Origin of the sequence: Achromobacter mucicolens (genome assembly GCF_902859725.1) — a bacterium.
In the GTDB taxonomy this organism is placed as follows: Bacteria; Pseudomonadota; Gammaproteobacteria; order Burkholderiales; family Burkholderiaceae_B; genus Achromobacter; species Achromobacter mucicolens.
Window position 1 is genome coordinate 307616 of sequence record NZ_CADIJP010000004.1, and the last position, 16976, is coordinate 324591.

The following is a 16976-nucleotide window of genomic DNA, read 5'->3' on the forward strand; positions in this document are numbered from 1 at the left end:
TCCTGGTAGTAGGGCCTGTCCACGCGCGGGGAACAGGCCCTGACAGACTGCTGCGACACGCGGACGGCGCTCATCGTACCCGCAATGCGGGTCCGGCGCGCCGCGGCCGTCACGCCGTGGCGGTCTCGCGGTCCCAGGCGGCCAGCGCGCGGGCCACCGGTGCCACGCGTTCGCGCTCGGCGCTGGAGATGCCGGTCAAGAGCGGCAGCATGGGACCCATGTCCGCCACGCCCGACAGCGTCACGGCATCGTGCAGCACGCGGATGGGGCTGATGCTGTCACGGCAATCTTCCAGCCCGAGGTACTGTTCGCGCACGGCTTCGGCCTCGTCGTAGCGGCCTTCCTGCAGCAGATGCAGCAGGCGCATCGACCCGCGCGGCGCCACGCAGACCGATCCGGACGTAAAGCTCTTGAGCCCGAATTCGCGGTAGTGGACGATGGCCGGGCGCTCGCCGATGCCGCTGACGACCCAGCGCGAATCCACGGCCTGCAGCAGCGCCGACAGGTAGGCGTCTTCGGACGGATCGTCGCGCACGACGGCGTACTTGAAGGCGACCAGGCGGCCTTCCTCGATCAGGCGCGCCGCGGTTTCCGGCGCCAGGTAGTCCGCCGACTTGATGTAGACCACCGCCGGCTTGCCCAGCGCATCCGTGAAACGGCGCACGCCGTCGGCAAGCCCCGCGTCGGTGTACGGAAAGGACATGGGCAGCAGCATCGCCGTCGGGAAGGCGCGCGAACGCAGGATGGCGGCCTGGTCCATCATCTTGCCGTAGTCGGGGCCCACCGACGGCAGGATCCAGGTGTCAGGGCCCGCCAGGCTCGCCAGCATGTCCACGATGCGGGCATATTCGCTCACACCCACGTTGTAGAAGTTGGCGTTGCCGCCATACATGACGTTGCGCACGCCGCCCGCTTCCAGGTGGCCGAGCAACGCCTTGTTGGCCGATTCGTTGAGCGACAGGTCGGCATTGCGGGCCAGCGGCGGCACGGCGATGACCGAGCGCTGCAGATCCTGGGCGGTGACCGGGGTGGTTTTCATGGAAGGGCTCCTGGCGGGTGCGGTTGTCAGAGAAGTAGGGTCGAAAAAGTATACTTGGTTGACAAGCTATAGCTCAATACCTATATTTGTTTGACAAGTTGAACGGCAGCACGCAAGACGCATGAGGCGCGGGCCGCATGCGTCTTCGAGTTCCCGGCTCGCCGGGAGCGGAATACCCCCACAAACGATGCGCGGCCACGCGCACACCGAGGAGACGAATTCCATGTATGCAGCCCCTGCGCGAGGCCGGCTTCTTGCCGCCGCCCTCCTGACGGCCACCGCCTTTGCCCTGCCGGCCTCGGCGGCCTTCGCCGACTACCCCGAGCGGGAAGTCAAGATCATCGTCCCCTTCCCCGCCGGCGGCACCGCCGACATCGCCGCGCGCGTGGTGGCGGCCGAGTTGGGCAAAAGCTGGAACAAGCCCGTGGTGGTGGACAACAAGGCGGGCGCCGGCGGCAACGTCGGCTCGGCCGAAGCCGCGCGCGCCACGCCCGACGGCTACACCTTTTTGATGGGCACCGTCAGCACGCACGCCATCAACCAGTCCGTGTACGCCAAGCTGCCGTATGACCCGGTCAAGGACTTCGTGCCCGTCACGCTGGTGATTCCGGTGCCCAATATCCTAGAGCTCAACCCCAAGTTCGCCGACAAGCACGGCATCCGTACCGTGGCCGACCTGATCAAGTACCTGGAGGCCAATCCCGACAGCGTCAACATGGCGTCCACGGGCAACGGCACCTCCACGCACCTGTCAGGCGAACTCTTCCAGAGCATGACCGGCACGCGCATGACGCACGTGCCCTACAAGGGCAGCAGCCCCGCGCTGACGGACGTGATGGCCGGATCGGCGGACCTGATCTTCGACAACCTGCCCTCGTCCATGGGATTTCTGAAGGCCGGCAAGCTTCGCCCCCTGGCCGTTACGACGGCCAACCGCTCGCCTGCCCTGCCCGACGTGCCCACGATGGCCGAAGCCGGCGTGAAGGGGTACGAGGCATCGAGCTGGTTCGGGCTGCTAGCGCCGGCCGGCACACCGCCCGAGATCGTCGAAAAGGTCCAGCGCGACGTGGCCGCTGCCTTGCAGCAGGAGCCCGTGCGCGCGCAGCTTCAGGCGCAAGGCGCGACGCCGTCCGGCAACACGCCCGCCCAGTTCAAGCAGTTCATGGCCCAGGAAACCGTCAAGTGGGCCGACGTTGTGAAGAAATCCGGCGCCAAGGTCGACTGACCCTGCACCGATCCGGGGCCTGCCCGCAACGCGTGAGCGGCGGGCTCTTCATCATCACGCGAACCAGGAGACACCATGAACAAACTGATCAGCGCCGTATTCGCGGCGGGCGCCGTTGTGCTTGGGGCGCCGGCGGCCCATGCCGCCGGTTACCCCGAAAAGCCCGTCACCATGATCGTGCCCTTCGTGCCAGGCGGGTCCTCCGACATTACCGCGCGTTCGGTCACGCCGGCGCTGTCCAAGACCCTGGGACAGACCTTCGTCGTCGAGAACAAGCCCGGCGCGAACAGCGCCATCGGCGCTCAGGCGTTGGCCCGCTCCACGCCGGACGGCTACACCATGATGGTCGGCTCCATCGGCACCTTCGCCATCAACGAAGCCCTGTACAAGAACCTGTCGTACAACCCCAGCAAGGATTTCACCTACCTGACGCAGGCAGTGCGCAATCCCAACGTGCTGGTCGCGGCGCCTTCGTTCCCGGCCAGCACGGTCGCCGAGCTGGTCGACTACGCGAAGAAGAATCCGAATCGCGTGTCGTACGCCTCGTCGGGCACGGGCTCGTCGGATCACCTTTCTGCCGTGCTGTTCCGCCAGCGCACCCAAAGCACCGGCGTGGACGTGCCTTACAAGGGCGGCGGCGCCGCCATCGCGGACCTCATCGGCGGACAGGTCAACGTGTCATTCCAGAACCTGGGCGCGGTGCAGAACCACATCAAGGCCGGCAAACTCAAGGCGCTGGCCATCACGGGTGACGCCCGCACGCCGGACCTGCCCGATGTGCCGACGCTGACGGAGGCCGGCATCAAGGACATGGTGGTGTATTCCTGGCAGGGCTTTGCCGTGCCCAAGGGCACGCCGCAGCCCGTCGTCGACAAGCTGGCCGAGGCGCTGCGCACCGCGCTGCGCGAGCCCCAGACCCAGAAAACGCTGCAAGGCATGGGCTTCGAAGTCGTCGCCAACACGCCGCAGCAGTTTGCCGATTTCCAGCAGGCTGAAGTCAAGCGCTGGAAGGACGTGATCCAGAAGGCCAACATCCAGCTGGAGTAACGCTTCGCGGGATGCCTGCATGCGGGCATCCCGCAGCGGGTACGCAGCCGCGCCTTGGCTGCGCACCCGGCCCGCAAGGTCCCCGCTTGAATCAAGTAGCATGAAACCTTCGCCACCCAACCGTACGACAACATGACCACCAAGCAACGCATCATCCAGGTCGGCTCGCTGGCCGGCTCCCCTTCCGCCAACCAGCGCCTGGCCGATGGCTATGACGTCATCGAATTGTGGAAGTACCCGGACCGCAAGGCTGCGCTGGCCGAGCACGGCAAGGGCGTCACCGCCGTCGTCACGTCCGCCAATTTCGGCGCCAACGCCGAGCTCATCGACGCGCTGCCGGACCTGAAGGCCATCTGCAGCTGGGGCGTGGGCTACGAAACGATCGACGTCGAGGCCGCGCGCAAGCGTGGCGTGCTGGTCAGCAATACGCCCGACGTTCTGACCGATTGCGTGGCGGACCTGGCCTGGGGCCTGCTCATCGCTGGCGCGCGTCGCATGGGTCAGGGAGAACGCTTCGTGCGAGCCGGCCAATGGGGCCAGGTGCATGGCAGCATCCCGCTGGGCCTGCGCGTCAGCGGCAAAAAACTGGGCATCGTCGGGCTGGGCCGCATCGGCGAAGCGATCGCCAAGCGCGGCACGGGCTTTGACATGGACGTTCGGTATCACAACCGCAGAAAGCGCGACGACGTGGCCTACGGCTACGAAGCGTCGCTGACGGACCTGGCCAAGTGGGCCGATTTCCTGATCGTGGCCACCGTGGGCGGTCCCAGCACGCGCCACCTTGTGAATCGCGACGTGCTGGAAGCCCTGGGCCCGAAGGGCATCATCGTCAACATCGCGCGCGGCCCGGTCATCGACGAAACCGCGCTGGTCGCGGCCCTGGAAGATGGCAAGCTCGGATGCGCGGCGCTGGACGTCTTCGAGCACGAACCCAAGGTGCCCGAAGCGCTGATGAAGAGCGACAAGGCCGTGCTGCTGCCGCACATCGGCAGCGCCACCGAGGAAACGCGCCTGGCCATGGAAAACATGATGCTGGAGAACCTGCAGTCGTTCTTTGAGACCGGCCGCGTGATCACGCCGGTGGAATAACCGGCCTTGTTCGCCCGGGGCGCCTGCGCGGCGCCCGGCCTGGCATCAGACACAAAAAAGCCTCTCGGCGCCCATACCGAGAGGCTTTCGACTTTCCGGCCCCCGCGTGTCCGGTCAGTCTTTGTCGCGCAAAGGAACGTGGGCGTTGCCGCCCGGCGCGGTTACTTCGTCGGCGTCGTGGCGCCAGACTTGTGCGTGTTTGCTGCGCCTGCCGAATGCTTGGCGGACGACTTGTCAGCCTTGTGATGCTTGTGATGCGCCTGGGTCTTGGTGTCGCCGGTCTTGCTGGCGCCGGCCGCAAACGCCGACGGTGCGGCGGCGAGGCCCAGGCACAGGGCCGAGGTGGAAAGAAACGCAGCAATGCGGGAGTGAGTCGTCATTTGTGGTACTCCTGGTTGGTGAAGGCCAGAGGCCTTTTGCCGTTAGGGGGCGGCACGATGCCGCAAGTCCCGTATGCGGTTTGAAGCCCGCCCCTTCAGAAGGTTCACTTCCGAACCACAATTTTTCCGTCACTCAAGAATTGTTGCTATCCCTCGAACGCCAGCAACCCCACGGTGGCGAACAGCATCAGTGCGAAGCATGCTCTCAGCTTGCGTTCAGGAAGCCGGTAGGCCAGCCGCACGCCGATGGGCACGAAGATCAGGCTGCCGATGGCTAGCGGCGCGCCGACCATCCAGTTCGCCTGTCCCGCCCACGTATAGGTGATGAGCGCGATGGTGGAACCGGGGATCACCATGCTGAGCGCGAGCGCCTGCGCGGTGGTCTGCGGCAGGCGAAAGACCGTTGTGATGATGGGCACGGCCAGCACCGCGCCGCCGACGCCAAAGAATCCGCCCAGCGTTCCGCACAGGATGCCCAGGACGCTTGCGCGGCGCGGCGTGAAGACCGGCGCGGCGCGCTTGGGCGGTGGCGCGCGGCGCACCGCCGGACGCGAGGCGCGCCAGGTCTGCCAGACGTAGAACAGCGCGATGAAGAACAGGAACACCGCGAAGCTCCGGCGCAGCAAGGTCGAGTCGATGCCCAGCGCCATCCGCGCGCCCACCCACGTGAACACCACGGCGCCCGCCGCGCCCGCCAGCGCGACGCGCTTGTCGATGCGGGTCTGCTGGTTGTACTTGCGCACCGCCATCATGATGGTCGGCAACACCATGATGAGCGCCGTGCCCTGCGCAAGCTGTTGCGACATTCCCATCAGGAGGACGAGGGCTGGAATGGCGATCAGTCCGCCCCCGATGCCCAGCACGCCGCCCATGAAACCGATCAGGCCGCCGGCTGCCAGGCAGGCGGCGATGACGAACAGACTCACTTGTTGCTCCAACAGACGTCGCGACGCATCAACGCAGCTTTTCCAATGCCGCGTCCAGGCGATCGACCGCCCAGATCTCCAGGCCCTCGATGGGCTGACGCGGCGCGTTGGCCTTGGGGATGAGCGCCACCGAGAAACCCAGCTTGGCGGCTTCGCGCAGACGTTCCTGGCCGCGCGGGGCGGGCCGGATCTCGCCGGCCAGGCCCACTTCGCCGAAGGCGATCAACCCGCGCGGCAGCGGCCGATCGCGCAGCGACGACATGATGGCCAGCAGCACCGGCAGGTCGGCCGCGGGTTCGGTGATGCGCACGCCGCCAACCGCATTGACGAAGACGTCCTGGTCGAAGGTCGACACGCCCGCGTGCCGGTGCAGCACCGCAAGCAGCATGGCCAGACGGTTGCCTTCCAGGCCGACCGTCAGCCGGCGCGGATTGGGCGCGTGGGAACTGTCGACCAGCGCCTGGATCTCGACGAGGAGCGGACGCGTGCCTTCCTGCGTGGCCATGACGCACGAACCGGCGACCTGCTGTTCGTGCTGCGACAGGAACAGTGCGGAAGGATTGGCCACGCCGCGCAGGCCGCGGTCGGTCATGGCGAACACGCCAAGCTCGTTGACGGCGCCGAAGCGGTTCTTGAATGCGCGCACCAGGCGGAACGACGAATGCGTGTCGCCCTCGAAATAAAGCACGGTATCCACGATGTGTTCGAGCACGCGCGGTCCGGCCAGCGCGCCGTCCTTGGTGACGTGGCCGATCATGACGATGGCGATGCCCGTCTGCTTGGCCAGCCGCGTGAGCTGCGCCGCGCATTCGCGCACCTGCGACACCGATCCCGGCGCCGCTGTGAGTTCGCCGCTGTAGAGCGTCTGGATGGAATCGATGACGGCGACGGTGGGCTTTTGTTCCGACACCGCGGCCTGGATGGCTTCGAGGCGGATTTCGGCCAGCAGGTTGACGTTGCCGGTTTGCAGTCCCAGCCGGCGCGCGCGCAACGCGACCTGTTCGGCGGACTCTTCGCCCGTCACGTACAGCACGTTGGTGGTTTCGGACAGCGAGGCCAGCGCCTGCAAGAGCAGCGTCGACTTGCCGATGCCGGGATCGCCACCGATCAGCACCACGGCGCCGGCCACCAGGCCGCCGCCGAGCACGCGATCGAATTCGTCCAGGCCGGTGGGCTGGCGCGGCGTTTCGCGGGCCTCGATTTCGGACAGGCTGCGCACCGGGCTGGACGAGGCCAGCGGCGCATAGCGGTGCGCGGCGGCCGCAGGCGCGGACGACTCCACCGTTTCTTCAAGCGTGTTCCAGGCGTTGCAATGCGGGCATTTGCCCTGCCACTTCGGGGTGGTGCCGCCACAGTCGGCGCACACATAGACGGTACGGGTTTTTGCCATGCGCGAAAGTGTACCCGGCAACATGCCCGCGCCGCGCGGGAACAATGACCGGAATATCACGCGCCGAGACGTCGCGCGAAGCTCATTTCTTTCAGGCAGCTTTCACAAAAAGGGACGCACAGCAGTTACATGATGCAAACACAAGAAATTTACTGCCCGATCCGTTTCAAATCGCGCATAATCGCCAAGTGCAGCGCATCTTGTCGAACCGTCCAGACCGGACGGCACCCGGCACGATGGACGTCCTCTGGACGCACTTCGTGGCCAATCGCGGCGCAATCACCCGCAGCCTCCCCAGAGGCCGCTCAAACCGGAACATGACCCCAGCACGACTAGACGCCGGACCACCGGCGCGGCGCACGCAAAGGTCAAACGCGGATACGTCGTGCCACCCGGCGTATATGCGAGGAGTACGCGCATGAGCATTACCTATCGCCCCCCATTTGACGAAGACGATGAACGGGATCTGCGCGCCCTGTACCGCAAGCCGGGTCCCGGCGCCAATCCGGAACTGGATGCGGCGGTACGACGCAGATGGCACCCTGGCCATAGCTGGCACCCCGGTTGGGGCGCAGCCGCTTGCGCCGTGATGGTGGCAGGCCTGTTCGCCTGGACCGACATGCGCGAGGCCATCGACGACACCGAACCCCAGATGCAGCTGGTCGCCGTGCAGGCCAACGAGGCAACGCAAGAGGCCGCCTCGGCGTCGGCCGCGCCGCCCAGCGATGCGCCACCCCTGCGCCGCGTCGTCGCCTTGCAGCAGGAACCGGCGGTTCCCGCCCAACCTGCCGCGGCGCAGCCCGCCGTGGCCGTGACTGCTGCGGTTCCCGCCGCGCCCGCCCCGGCAGCGGCTGAAACGGCCGCTGCCGAGACTGCGGCCCAGGAAGCGGCGCCGGCCGCTGCCCAGGAAGCCCCCGCGGAATCGCAACAGGTCGCCGCCTTCACCGAGCAGGACATCGAAACCCGGGTGGCCCAGATTCGGGGCCTGATCGTGGACGACCGCGAAGAAGACGCCGTTCACGCATTGCGCGAGTTGCAACGCGGCGCGCCGGATTTCGCGCTGCCGGACGACCTGCAGGAGCTGTCCCGCCAGAACCCGGCGTGACCCACCGGGCCGGCCCCTGCGCCGGCCCGCCCCGCGCCGGCGCGGGCCGCACCCAGGCCCGAAGAATTGAGCAATTTTTGGGCGGCTTCTTGCTAACATAGCCGCCATGAGTCCGAGCTTCCACCACCGCAATCTTCCCCATTTGCTGCTCTATGCGCGCGAAACGCTGATGGCGCATTTCCGTCCCGTGCTGCACGCGGCGGGCGTCACCGAACAGCAATGGCGGGTGTTGCGCACGCTGAGCGAGGTGGGCTCGCTGGAACCCAACCAGATCGCCCGCGCCTGTCAGATCCTGAGCCCCAGCCTGACGCGCATGCTGGCCGGCATGGAAGAGCAAGGACTCATCAAGCGCACGCGCTCCAGCGCCGACCAGCGCCGTCAGGAAATCTCCCTGACCGTCAAAAGCAACAAGCTCATCGACCGCATGCGTCCGATGGTTGACGCCAAGTACCAGGAAATCGAAGAAAGGATCGGCAAGGAATTGCTCGATCGCCTGTACCGCGACGTGGACGCGATGGTCGATCTCATCAAGCGCGACGGCCCCACGCGCGATGCCGGCACGCCCTGACGCCGTTCCCCCTTCCCTCTTAGGCAATCCAACGTCCATGGACCTCCTGACGAATTCGTTCAAGCAAGCCCTGCGCGACCGCAAACCTCAGATCGGCCTGTGGGCCGGCCTGGCCAGCGCGTACACCTCGGAAATTCTTGCGGGCGCCGGCTTCGACTGGCTGCTGATCGACGGCGAACACGCGCCCAACACGCTGGACTCCACCTTGGCCCAACTGCAATCCGTGGCGGCCTACCCGGTGGCGCCCGTGGTGCGCCCGGCCTGGAACGACCCGGTCCAGATCAAGCAAATCCTTGACACTGGCGCGCAGACGGTGCTGGTGCCCATGATCCAGTCCGCCGAGGAAGCCGCCGGCGCGGTGGCCGCCGTGCGCTATCCGCCGCAAGGCATCCGCGGCGTGGGCAGCGCGCTGGCGCGCGCGTCGCGCTGGAACCGCATCCCGAACTACCTTGAACGCGCCAACGACGAAATGTGCGTGCTGGTGCAGATCGAGACGCCCGCCGGCATCGAGGCGCTGGACGCCATCCTTGCCGTGGACGGTGTGGATGGCGTCTTCATCGGACCAGCCGATCTGTCGGCCGGCATGGGATATCTGGGCCAGCCCGAGCATCCGGAAGTCGAGAGGACCATCGATGACGCGATCGCGCGCATCGTGCGTTCCGGCAAGGCCGCGGGCATCCTGCACAGCGGCGTGGCGCAGGCCAAGCATTATCTGTCCTTGGGCGCCACCTTCGTGGCGGTAGGCGTGGACGCGGTGCTGCTGGCACGCGCGGCCGAAGCGCTGGCGGGCGAGTTCAAGGAAGTGGCGGCAGTGGCTGCGGGCAAGGGTCCGTACTGACGGGCGCGGCGGCGCGTCCACCACAACCAGACGCCGGTCAGACTCAGCACCAGCGTCACGACGCCGACGAGCGCCACCGCCACCTGCAAGGGCCAGCCCCATAGCGCCGCCATGTGCAGGCTGGTCAGCCAATGCTTGACCGTGTCGCCCGCCGCCCGGCCCGTCGGCAGATGGCTGCCCACCCGTTGTCCATTCACGGCATCGAACACCACCGACGTGGCGCCGCTTCGCGTGCGCAGATCGCGGCTGCTGCGCACACTGTAGCGGTACAGGTTGCGGCGCGTATCCAGCGCCAACCAGTGTTCGCCCAGCACCGCAAACCCCTCGCGGGCGGCCAGCTGCGCCATCAGTTGCCGGCCCGCGTCGCGCGCCCGCTCGGGGGGCATCGGGTCGCCGGCCGTGGCGGGTGCGCCGCGCCGGGGATCGGGTTGATAACTCAAGCCAGCGCGCATCACCGGGTCGTAGACCGCCGGCAGATTGAGCGCGACGCTGCTCCATGCCATCAGCGTCAAGGCCGCCCACAGCCACAGCCCACCCGCGCGGTGCAGATCGAAATTGCGTTTGTGGGGACCGCCCTGCCAACGGATGCGCCAGGCGGGCGCCCAGCGCTGCCACACGGATGAGGACCGGGCCAGCCTGCGCGAGCGGTTTCGCGGCGGCAGCGTGAGCCAGGCGCCGACAAAGCCATCGAGCGTCCAGGCCAATGCGACGATGCCGAGCAACAGTTCGCCGATGCCCTCGAACAGCAGCGCCGTGTGGATGCGATGCAGAAACGGCATCAGGTTGCGCAGCCCTTCGCGCAGATCGCCCCAGCGGCGCTGGCCCAGAATGGCGCCATCGTACGGGTCGACAAATATCTCGTGCAGCACGGGTCCTGCGGCGCCGTCCTCATGCAGCCACACCGGAAACGCCACGCTGCGTCCGGCCTGCCCGCCAAGCGGCGTGGCAGGCATTACTGCCGCCGGCACAAAGCGGGCCACGCGCTCGCGCAGCGCCAAGGCGTCAAGCCGCGCGGCGCCGTCCGATGGCGGCGGCACGCGGTGCAACGCGGGAGCTGCCGCGGCGTCCAGCGCGTCATACCACGCAAGCGGAATGCCAGTCAGCGCGACCAGGCAGAGAAAGCCGGCCAGCACCAGGCCGGTCCAGCGATGCAGGCTTAGCAGCGCCGCGCGCACGTTCACCAGCGGTAGCTCACCGTGCCGATGATGCGGCGCGGCTCGCCGTAGTTGCACGCGCCGTTGTAGCAAATGGACGGGATGTAGGTCTTGTCCGTCAGGTTGGTGACGTTGAGCGCATACAGCCACGGGCCGCTTTCATAACTGACCCGCGCATCGATCAAGGTGTAGCCCGCGCCCCCCAGCGAACCGCTGGACGGCCGGTCGGGACGCGCCGACACGTAGCGCAGGCCGGCGCCCGCCTTCAGGCCCATCAACACCCAATCCGACAGGTTCACGTCGGTCCATATGGACGCGGCATGCAACGGCGTGTTGAAGCGCTCGCCCTCCTCGCCCGGCAGATTGCTCTGGACCACGCGGGCGTCGGTGTAGGTGTAGGCGGCGATCACGTCGACCTGCGGCGTGACGCGCGCACGCGCCTCGAGTTCCAGGCCGCGCGAGCGCACCTTGCCGGTCTGCACCAGAAAGGTCGGATCGACCGGATCCGGCGTGAGCACGTTCTTGCGCTCCAGGTTGAAAAGCGCGGCGCTCAGCATCACGTCTTCGCCCGCGGGCTGGTATCGGATGCCGACTTCGTACTGCGTCCCGCGGCTGGGCTCGAAGCTGCCGTCGTTGCGATCGCGGCCGCTGGTGGGTTCGAACGATTGGCTGAAACTGGCATAGGGCGCCAGGCCGTTGTCGGCCAGGTACACGACGCCCGCGCGGCCCGTGAAGGCCGAGTCCTTGTCGTTCGAATTGGTGGACGGCGCATGCAAGGCGCGATTCTCCGCGCGCACGTTGTCATGCCGCCCGCCCAGCAGCACCACTACCTTGTCCGCTAGCTTGATCTGGTCTTGCAGGTAGATGCCAAGGCGATGCTCGGTGTTGCGGCGCTGCTGCCAAGGCAAGGCCACGACGTCGCCGGGCAGGTACACCGGATCGAAGACATCGATGGGCGGCAGATTGCCGCGCAGGCGGTCGCTGTTATAGGTCGAACGCGTGTAGTCGAAGCCCGCAAGAAACGTCTGCGTGACTGGGCCGGTCTCGAACCGCTTCTCGATGTTGGTGTCGATCGTCTGCACCGTGGTGCGGTCGTTAAAGCCGCGTGCGGAGCGGGACACCCGGCGCTGCGTCGCCGCGTCCACGTCGCCCTGCAACAGTACATAGCGCATGTTCAGGTCCGCGTCGTAATAGCGCATCGACTGGCGGAACTTCAGCGTGTCGTCGAACGCGTGCTCGATCAGCACGGCCAGCGAGGTCGATTCGATATCGAAGCGATTGTGGTTGGGCTCGCCCAGAAAGCGCGACCGCGGGATCTGGCCGTTCGGGTTGGTCCAGAGCGAGCCGGTGACCGGCACTTCCGGCGGATTGAACGTCTTGCTGCGCTGATAGTTGGCCAGCAGCGTGACCGAGGTGGCCGTCGTCGGACGCCACGTCAGGGCGGGCGCGAAGTAGGTGCGATCGTCGGAGCCGTAATCGACGAACTGCTTGCTTTCGCGGAACAGGCCGGTCAAACGATAGGACCACACGCCGGCCTCATCGATGGGGCCGCCGATGTCCGCCGAAATCTGCCGGCGGTCGAAACTGCCGCCGTCCACATTGATTTCGCCCATCGATTCGCCGGGCGGGCGCTTGGTCACGGTATTGACGATGCCGCCCGGCGCCGCGGCGCCGTACAGCACCGATGACGGCCCCCGCAGTACCTCCACGCGTTCCAGGCCGTAGGGTTCCTGCTTGCCGTTGTACTGACTGATCATGTATCGCATGCCGTCGCGGTAATAGCTGCCGGTCTGCGGGTTGGCCTCGAAGCCGCGGATGAACATCGTGTCTTCGAAGACCGAGCTCTTGGCGACGAGGCCGGGCATGATGCCGGGGGTGTAGCTCAGCGCCTCTTGCAGGCTCTGCGCCTTCTGATCGCTGATCTGCGCCGCGCTCACCACGGAAATCGATTGCGGCGTTTCGATGATCGGCGTGTCGGTCTTGGTGGCCGTCGCGCTGCGCGTGGCCGCGATGCCCAGCACCGGGCCGTCCGGGCGTTCGATCTGGGCGGTGACCGCGATGGGTTCCAGCAAGGTCACGTCCTGGCGCCCCTGACGCAACACGAAACCGCCATCCGGCAGGCGTTCGGCCACGAGACCCGTGCCGCTCAGCAGCGCCGCCATGCCGGCTTCGGGCGAATAGCGGCCGCGCAGGCCGGGGCTATGGCGGCCGGCGCTCAGATCGCCGTGGCCGCTGACGAACAAACCGGCTTCGGCGGAGTACAGATTGAGCACCTGGCTCAATGGGCCGGGCGGAATGTCGAAATGGCGGACCTGGGTTTCGGCCGCCTGCGCGTGGACGGCACTGACGGGCGCCGCGCCGCCCAGCGCCACGCCGATCGCCAGCGCCAGCGGAAGGATGCGCGCACGGCGGATCGGACGGAGGGGAAAAACAATCAGGGGGTTGGTCATGCCACGAATCCGCGATATGGGTGTTGAACTGCCCATAGGCCGGATGAGCGCGGCAAAAGCGGCAAACTAATTTGTAACGGCGGGGTCTCAGCGTGGCTGCAGGGTCGTCCACCACGGCATCGGCTGACTGATCCGCAGCGGCAAGGCCTCGCTCAGCAGGCGCAGCGCGCGATCGCTGTCCTGCAGAGGGAACGTGCCCGTCACGCGCAGCGCGGCCACGTCGTCGGCGCAGCCCAGATGCCCGCGGCGGTATCGCGCCAGTTCCGCCACGACCTGCGCCAGCGGCGTCTCCTCGAATTGCACGATGCCGCGCGTCCAGTTGTGGTCGGCGGCTCGCAGCGCCGCGGGCGCCTCGATGCCTTGCGCGCCGCCACGCATTCGCATGCCCGCGCCGACCCGATAGCCCGCCGGCGGCGCGCCCGTGAAATGCGCCTGCACCGCGCCCTCCAGCACCGCAAGCGTGGTTTCTCCATCAATACTGCGCACGTTGAACCGCGTGCCCAGCGCCTGCATCCGGCCTTCGGGCGTGTCCACCACGAAGGTGCGCCCGGGGTCGGCCGCGGTGGAGATCATGATCTCGCCGCGCAGCAGCACCAGGCGGCGCTGGTCGCGGGTGTAGTCCACCTTCAAGGCGGTATCGGTATTGAGCCGGATCCGGGTGCCGTCGGCAAGCTGGGCCTCGTGCGCGCCGCCCACCGGCGTGACCAGGTCTGCCTGCCGGGCCGCCCACGTGCGGCGTCCCACTGGCGACTGCGCGGCGCCCAGTCCCAACAATCCTGCCGCGCCCCCGATCAGCGCAACCGTCAACAACCTGCGGCGCTCACGCCGGCCCTGCGCCGCGGCGTTCAGGCTTGCCACGCTGGCTTCCCGCCCCATCGGCTGCGCGATCAACGCATCGAAGTGCGCGCCAACGTCCTCGACGCGCTGCCAAGCCCGGCGATGCGCCGTATCGGCGTCCAGCCAAGCCTGCCAGCGCTCGCGTTCTTCTGCGCTGGCCGCGCCCGAGGTGAGCAGCGCATACCAATGCGCGGCCGCTTCCAGGATGCGTGAGTCGACGGCGGCGGCACTCATCGGCTACTCGCCGTGCCGCGGCACAAGCCGTCCGGCTCCAGGTCGGTGTCGAGCAGAAAGCACAGCATGGCCTGTGCGATGTCGTTGCGGACGGTCCGTTCAGACACACGCAATTGCGCCGCGATCGCCTCGTGCGTCATGCCGTGGATGCGATGCATCAGGAAGGCTGCGCGCGCGCGCACGCCCAGGCGATGAAGCTTGCGATCGATCTCGACCAGCGCCTGCAGCGCCTGGACCTGCACTTCGGGGGATGGGTGGGTGACTTCAGGACGCGCCGCCAGGGTTTCGGCCCATGCGTGTTCGATGTCGCGGCGGCGCCAAAAATCGACCAGCAGGCCGCGCGCGATGGTGGTCAGGAATGCGCGCGGTTCGCGCACGTCGGCCAGCGCATGGCGTCGCACCAGCAAGGTCACAAAGGTGTCTTGCGTCAGGTCGGCGGCCTGATGATTGTCCTGAAGACGGCGATTCAGCCATTTCTGCAACCAGCCGCAATGCGCGGTGTACAGGGCAGAAAGCGATGCGGCAACTGCGTGCTCTCGGTCCGACACGGCGAGCATCCAAAATGGAAATGATAGTTATTATTATACAAACAATGGCTGGGCAGGTTGGCCAGGTTCTCCTTCTGCGCCAGGCAAAAAAAACGCACCCGAAGGTGCGTGGTTCATGCGGGTAGTGCCGGGAATCATGAACGGCCGGCCAGGCTGCCGCCACCGTCCACGCCCAGCACCTGGCCGGTAATGAAGCCGGCGTCGTCCGACAGCAGGAAGGCAATGGCAGCCGCCACTTCGGCCGGTGTGCCCAGCCGCTTCATGGGCACCGATGCCAGCGCCCGCTTTTCGTTGTCGCTGCCGGCGGGCCGGGTGGCGCGGAACATTTCGGTTTCGATGGGGCCCGGCGCAACGGCATTGGCGGTGATGCCGTATTCGGCCAGTTCCAGCGCCCAGGTGCGCGTGCAGCCCACCAGCGCGCTCTTGGCGGCCGAATAGGCGGTGCGGTCCAGTGCGCCGTGGATGGAACGGCTGACCACGTTGACGATGCGCCCGGCGCGGCGGGCCTTCATGGATTCGATGAACGCCTGCGTCACCTGCACCGCCACGCGCACGTTCAAGTCCAGCACGTTGTACAGCGTGGCCAGGTCGATTTCGCCCAGGGGCTGTGGCGACACAATGCCCACATTGTTGACGACGGCGTCCACCGGGAATTTTTCGCGGATTTCGCGCAGGACTTCTTCGGTACGGCCGGCGTCGGCCAGATCACAGGCGTACAGGTACCCCGGGAAATCGACGTCGGCCGTGTTGCGCGCGATGCCCACCACATGACAGCCCATGTCGGACAACCGCTGAGTAAGCGCCCAGCCTATGCCTTTGGTGGCGCCCGTGATGAGCACACATTTGTCCTTCATGGGATGAAACCTCGCAGTCTGTTTTCTTGGTCAAAAACGGGCGCCTGAGCGCCCGGTTTTCGAAGTAGACACTATCCGGCGTCGTGTGTCTTGTAATTTGCGTAGCAATTCTTGCCCACCGGACGCGTCAGGCATCCCGGGTGACCGGCACCCGCGGGGCCAGAGCGCAGAGCAATTCGTAGCCGATGGTGCCGGCCGCGCTGGCGACCTCATCCACCGAGGGGCCGTCTTCCCCCCATAGGGAAACCGGCGAGCCCACGCCTGCGGACGGCACGGGCCCCAGATCCACGACCAGCATGTCCATCGACACCCGGCCCAGCAATTGGGTGCGGATGCCGGCGACCACGACCGGCGTGCCGGTGGAGGCGTGGCGGGGGTAGCCGTCAGCGTATCCGCAGGCCACGATGCCGATGCGCATGGCGCGTTCCGCGCGGAACAAGGCGCCATAGCCCACCGAGTCTCCGGCCTTGATTTCCTGGACGGCGATGATTTCCGAATTGAGCGACATGGCGGGCTTGAGCCCGAACGACGCGGCTTCGGCGTCCGCAAAGGGCGACGCGCCGTAGAGGCAGATGCCCGGGCGCACCCAGTGCGACTGGCTCTCGGAGCCGACGGCGATGTCGGCAAAGCGCAAGGCGGCGGCCGAATTGCACACGCTGATCGCGCCCGGCAGCTTATGTGTCACCGAATTGAAGACGCTGAGTTGTTCGTTCACGCCCTGCGGACCGTCCGCGCAGGCGAAATGGGTCATTTTGCCGACCGAGCCCAGCGTGCCCTGCTGTTGAAGCAGCATGGCGCGCTCGAAGGCGGCGGGAAAGGCCGCCGGGCTGAAACCGAGCCGATTCATGCCGCTGTTGAGCTTGACCATGATGTCCACGCGGCGCGACAGGCGGGCGCGGGCCAGCATGTCGAGCTGATCGCGTTGATGGACGGTGGTGCTGAGGTGGTAGCGGTCGACGATGTCCAGGTCGGATGGGTTGAAGAACCCTTCGAGCAGCAGGATCGGCCCGCCCCAGCCGGCCTCGCGGCAGCGCACGGCCTCTTCGAGGTCGAGCATGGCCAGGCCCTGCGCCTTGGAAAAGCCGGCCACTGCCTGTTCGATGCCGTGTCCGTAGGCGTTGGCCTTGATGACGGCCCAGATCGATGGCGGCACCCCGCCGGCAGCGGCGGCGGTCTGGTCCAGGTGGCGGCGCACGGCGTCAAGGTTGTGCGCAAGGGCAGAAACGGAAACGGTAGCGGAGATTGGGCGCGGCATGGTGTGAGATCCTGTGGCGTCCAAGTCTAACTGATCC

At 67.0% G+C, this 16976-nt stretch carries 15 protein-coding genes and 1 pseudogene; 6 read left to right on the plus strand and 10 right to left on the minus strand.

From position 1 onward, the window contains the following. Positions 1-109: 109 nt before the first annotated feature. A complete protein-coding gene (locus HV786_RS06735; RefSeq protein WP_056324227.1) occupies positions 110-1039 on the minus strand; it encodes a dihydrodipicolinate synthase family protein in 930 nt (309 codons plus the stop codon). Positions 1040-1262: 223 nt separating this feature from the next. On the opposite strand from HV786_RS06735, the gene HV786_RS06740 reads away from it, so the two are divergent. From HV786_RS06740 to HV786_RS06750, 3 genes are all read left to right on the plus strand, one after another. Continuing rightward, entirely contained in the window at positions 1263-2264 is a 1002-nt protein-coding gene (locus HV786_RS06740; protein WP_128828549.1) for a Bug family tripartite tricarboxylate transporter substrate binding protein, read from the plus strand. A gap of 75 nt (positions 2265-2339) precedes the next feature. Beyond that, positions 2340-3311 carry a Bug family tripartite tricarboxylate transporter substrate binding protein gene (locus tag HV786_RS06745; RefSeq protein WP_128828550.1) on the plus strand — a complete coding sequence of 324 codons (972 nt, stop codon included), beginning with the start codon at positions 2340-2342 and terminating at the stop codon, positions 3309-3311. Between the two features lie 132 nt (positions 3312-3443). Next, positions 3444-4400, plus strand: a complete 957-nt coding sequence (locus HV786_RS06750) for a 2-hydroxyacid dehydrogenase (RefSeq protein WP_056324223.1) — start codon at positions 3444-3446, stop codon at positions 4398-4400. 161 nt (positions 4401-4561) lie between these two features. Here the strand turns inward: HV786_RS06750 and HV786_RS06755 are convergent, their stop codons facing one another. The 3 genes from HV786_RS06755 to radA form a co-directional block, all read right to left on the minus strand. After that, positions 4562-4780, minus strand: coding sequence for a hypothetical protein (locus tag HV786_RS06755; RefSeq protein ID WP_056324221.1), 219 nt, complete (start codon positions 4778-4780; stop codon positions 4562-4564). Positions 4781-4926: 146 nt separating this feature from the next. Then, complete coding sequence (locus HV786_RS06760; protein WP_175210372.1) at positions 4927-5706, minus strand: sulfite exporter TauE/SafE family protein; 780 nt, start codon at positions 5704-5706, stop codon at positions 4927-4929. A 28-nt stretch (positions 5707-5734) separates the two neighbouring features. Beyond that, positions 5735-7096 (minus strand): DNA repair protein RadA, encoded by a 1362-nt coding sequence (radA, locus tag HV786_RS06765; protein WP_056324216.1) that lies wholly within the window; start codon positions 7094-7096, stop codon positions 5735-5737. Positions 7097-7514: 418 nt separating this feature from the next. Between radA and HV786_RS06770 the strand changes: the two genes are divergently transcribed. The 3 genes from HV786_RS06770 to hpaI all read left to right on the plus strand — a co-directional run bounded on the left by HV786_RS06770 (position 7515) and on the right by hpaI (position 9607). Then, positions 7515-8201: a hypothetical protein gene (locus HV786_RS06770; RefSeq protein WP_175210374.1), complete on the plus strand. Its 687-nt coding sequence runs from the start codon at positions 7515-7517 to the stop codon at positions 8199-8201. A gap of 106 nt (positions 8202-8307) precedes the next feature. Continuing rightward, positions 8308-8769 carry a homoprotocatechuate degradation operon regulator HpaR gene (hpaR, locus tag HV786_RS06775; protein ID WP_056324211.1) on the plus strand — a complete coding sequence of 154 codons (462 nt, stop codon included), beginning with the start codon at positions 8308-8310 and terminating at the stop codon, positions 8767-8769. A gap of 37 nt (positions 8770-8806) precedes the next feature. Beyond that, the gene (gene hpaI, locus HV786_RS06780) at positions 8807-9607 is read left to right on the plus strand and encodes a 4-hydroxy-2-oxoheptanedioate aldolase (RefSeq protein WP_128828551.1); all 801 of its coding nucleotides are present in this window, start codon (positions 8807-8809) and stop codon (positions 9605-9607) included. Positions 9608-9630: 23 nt separating this feature from the next. Here hpaI and HV786_RS27275 read toward each other — a convergent pair. The 6 genes and pseudogenes from HV786_RS27275 to alr all read right to left on the minus strand — a co-directional run. Then, a pseudogene (locus tag HV786_RS27275) lies at positions 9631-10839 on the minus strand (PepSY-associated TM helix domain-containing protein); the annotation flags it as partial. Next, positions 10785-13211 carry a TonB-dependent siderophore receptor gene (locus HV786_RS06785; RefSeq protein WP_128828553.1) on the minus strand — a complete coding sequence of 809 codons (2427 nt, stop codon included), beginning with the start codon at positions 13209-13211 and terminating at the stop codon, positions 10785-10787. The gene HV786_RS06785 and the pseudogene HV786_RS27275, both read right to left, overlap by 55 nt. Before the next feature lie 87 nt (positions 13212-13298). After that, on the minus strand, positions 13299-14282 hold the full coding sequence (locus HV786_RS06790) for a FecR domain-containing protein (protein WP_175210377.1): 984 nt from the start codon (positions 14280-14282) through the stop codon (positions 13299-13301). After that, positions 14279-14830, minus strand: coding sequence for a sigma-70 family RNA polymerase sigma factor (locus HV786_RS06795; RefSeq protein WP_252870179.1), 552 nt, complete (start codon positions 14828-14830; stop codon positions 14279-14281). Before HV786_RS06795 ends, HV786_RS06790 begins: the two co-directional genes overlap by 4 nt. Positions 14831-14964: 134 nt before the next feature. Then, a complete protein-coding gene (locus tag HV786_RS06800; protein WP_056324199.1) occupies positions 14965-15684 on the minus strand; it encodes an SDR family oxidoreductase in 720 nt (239 codons plus the stop codon). Between the two features lie 127 nt (positions 15685-15811). Next, positions 15812-16939 carry an alanine racemase gene (gene alr / locus HV786_RS06805; protein ID WP_128828555.1) on the minus strand — a complete coding sequence of 376 codons (1128 nt, stop codon included), beginning with the start codon at positions 16937-16939 and terminating at the stop codon, positions 15812-15814. Positions 16940-16976: the final 37 nt, after the last annotated feature.

What these genes read in the sequence shown, in the direction of transcription:
- HV786_RS06750 (WP_056324223.1), top strand. Translation starts at nt 3,444, where the DNA reads ATGACCACCAAGCAACGCATCATCCAGGTCGGCTCGCTGGCCGGCTCC.
- hpaR (WP_056324211.1), top strand. Translation starts at nt 8,308, where the DNA reads ATGAGTCCGAGCTTCCACCACCGCAATCTTCCCCATTTGCTGCTCTAT.
- HV786_RS06755 (WP_056324221.1), bottom strand. Translation starts at nt 4,780, where the DNA reads ATGACGACTCACTCCCGCATTGCTGCGTTTCTTTCCACCTCGGCCCTG.
- HV786_RS06770 (WP_175210374.1), top strand. Translation starts at nt 7,515, where the DNA reads ATGAGCATTACCTATCGCCCCCCATTTGACGAAGACGATGAACGGGAT.
- HV786_RS06790 (WP_175210377.1), bottom strand. Translation starts at nt 14,282, where the DNA reads ATGAGTGCCGCCGCCGTCGACTCACGCATCCTGGAAGCGGCCGCGCAT.
- HV786_RS06735 (WP_056324227.1), bottom strand. Translation starts at nt 1,039, where the DNA reads ATGAAAACCACCCCGGTCACCGCCCAGGATCTGCAGCGCTCGGTCATC.
- HV786_RS06785 (WP_128828553.1), bottom strand. Translation starts at nt 13,211, where the DNA reads ATGACCAACCCCCTGATTGTTTTTCCCCTCCGTCCGATCCGCCGTGCG.
- HV786_RS06800 (WP_056324199.1), bottom strand. Translation starts at nt 15,684, where the DNA reads ATGAAGGACAAATGTGTGCTCATCACGGGCGCCACCAAAGGCATAGGC.
- HV786_RS06745 (WP_128828550.1), top strand. Translation starts at nt 2,340, where the DNA reads ATGAACAAACTGATCAGCGCCGTATTCGCGGCGGGCGCCGTTGTGCTT.
- radA (WP_056324216.1), bottom strand. Translation starts at nt 7,096, where the DNA reads ATGGCAAAAACCCGTACCGTCTATGTGTGCGCCGACTGTGGCGGCACC.
- alr (WP_128828555.1), bottom strand. Translation starts at nt 16,939, where the DNA reads ATGCCGCGCCCAATCTCCGCTACCGTTTCCGTTTCTGCCCTTGCGCAC.
- HV786_RS06740 (WP_128828549.1), top strand. Translation starts at nt 1,263, where the DNA reads ATGTATGCAGCCCCTGCGCGAGGCCGGCTTCTTGCCGCCGCCCTCCTG.
- hpaI (WP_128828551.1), top strand. Translation starts at nt 8,807, where the DNA reads ATGGACCTCCTGACGAATTCGTTCAAGCAAGCCCTGCGCGACCGCAAA.